The organism is Streptomyces boluensis, assembly GCF_009908195.1.
Lineage (GTDB): Bacteria > Actinomycetota > Actinomycetes > Streptomycetales > Streptomycetaceae > Streptomyces > Streptomyces boluensis.
In genome coordinates, this window is record NZ_JAAAHS010000654.1 from 1 (window position 1) to 2,101 (window position 2,101).

Here is a 2,101-nt window from a genome sequence, read left to right on the forward strand (position 1 = left end):
GAACTACCCCGCCAGCACCCGCGTGATCCTTGCGGAGGACGTGCCGAGCCCCGTAGGCCCACCCAGCCGCCAAGGCCTCGCACCCGTGCCCGCCCGAAGGTCCTGCTCGCGATAGCGCCTGCACTCCCGGTGCCAGTGCAGGATGCCCGCCATCCAGTCCCGCAGCTCCCGCACGTACCCGTCGAGAATCTCCCTGGTCGGCGCGTCCAGCTCCATGTCCTCGTAGAGCACGGGCAGTTCATGCCGTACGACGTGCTGGAACTGGCGCAGTCGCGCGTTCATCAGGTCGTCGACAAGGGCGACGCCCGTGGCGTAGTCGACGTCGAAGAAGTTCTGCACGATCAGGACGCCGTTGTGCACCTCGCCCTCGTACTCGATCTCCTTCTGGTACGAGAACAGGTCGTTGAGCAGCGAGGCGTAGTCGACGGCGGAGTTCTCCAGGGAGCGGACCGGGCCGCTGCGGTACACCGCGTCCGGCACCCGCTCGCCGTGCTTGATGCGGCACAGGCGCATCGTCATGTCGGCGCCGAAGGTGAGGCGCCGCATCTCGATGTAGTCCACCGGGTCCGGGATGCGGTGCTGCGCCTGGTTGACCAGCTCCCACACCCAACTCGCCGTCATGTCCTCGACGGTGCGGCGGAACGCGGCCCGGTCCTTGGCGGACATCGGCCCGGCCGTCCGCGCCCACAGGTCGGCGAGCCCGCGCTCCAGGGCGTTCGCCGGCTCCGGCGCGGCGGCGTCGTCGAGCGGCATGAACAGCGCGAGCCGCTCGGTGGCCGCGCGGGCGCCCGCCAGGTCCCGGGTGCGGCCGTAGAGCGCGGGGTACAGGTCGTCGCCGTACGTCCCCCACGTCAGCCAGTTCGCCGACAGGTCCAGCTCCTCGGGGGTGGCATCCGGGTCGAGGCCCGCCGAGCAGAGCGGGAAGTCGTACCCGGCGAGCCGGTGTTCGTCCCAGATGTCGGAGAGCGGCTGGCCCGGCTGCACCCGGAGCATGCCCATCCGCTCGCCCCACTCCACACAGCGCGGCCGCGCCCCACCCAGGTGCGGGCTCAGCGAGACCGGGTACGGAAGCTGGAACTCCGGCAGCAGGGACGGGCCCACGTGCCGGTGCGGCCGATGCGTCTGGCCGCGCTGCCGGGCCCGCTCCGCGCGCGGGGTGAAGCGCATGCCGGTGCCGGGCAGGGTCAGTCCGCCCGGCTCACGCCCGGCCGCCTCCGCGTTCATGTACCGGCTGGAGCGCAGATGCCACTCGTGCCCGCCGGACTGCCAGTCCTGCAGCCCCTTCGCGTACGCGGCGACCGCGGCCGTCTGCGCCAGGTCGAGGCCCTGCTCCGCGCACAGCCCCGGCACCTCGGTGAGCGCGGTGTTCTCGAACTGCTGGAGGCGCGAGGTCAGCAGGTCGTTGACCGCGTCAGCCGCCTCCTGCGTCGTACAGCCGAGGAACGTCTCCATCACCAGGACGCCGTTACTGTTCTCGCCCTCGTCCTCGACCTCGCGCTGGTACGAGAACAGGTCGTTGCGCAGGTGCACCGCATCCGAGAACGCGTCCCTGAGCACCCGCAGCGGCCTCGACCCGGCGACGGACTCCGGGAGTTCGGCACGTGCCGCGTACTCGACGAGCCCGGCTGACCAGGGGGCGCCGCCGACCTTGCGGCGCATCTCGATGTACTCGACGGGGTTGGCGATCCGCCCCTCGTTGATGTTGGACAGCTCCCACAGGGATTCGTTCAGGAGGTTCTCGGTGGCCTCCGCGAACCGGGACCGCCAGCCCGCCGACATGCTCGGCACCGTGCGCGCCCATAGATCGGCGAGGCCCGCCTCGACCGGATTCTGTGGCTCCGGAAATCCCTGGGCCAGGTCCATCGGCATGAGCGCGGGCAGCCGGTCCAGATACGCCTTGGCGCCCTGCCGGTCCTGCGTCCGTTTGAACAGCTCCAGGAAGTGGTCGTCGAAGAAGAAGACCCACACGTACCAGTCGGTGACGAGCGCCAACGTGTCCGCGTCACAGTCGGGGTGCGTGTACGCGCAGAGCAGCGCGTAGTCGTGCGCGTCCAGGTCGCGCTCCTCCCAGACCCCCGACCCCTCCAGCATTCCCATCCGC

1 protein-coding gene is annotated in these 2,101 nt (G+C 70.6%); it reads right to left on the reverse strand.

The window, feature by feature from the left end:
* Positions 1-3 precede the first annotated feature (3 nt).
* Positions 4-2,101 (reverse strand): terpene synthase family protein (locus GUY60_RS37120; RefSeq protein WP_312866572.1); only part of this gene is annotated, 2,098 nt, incomplete at its 5' end.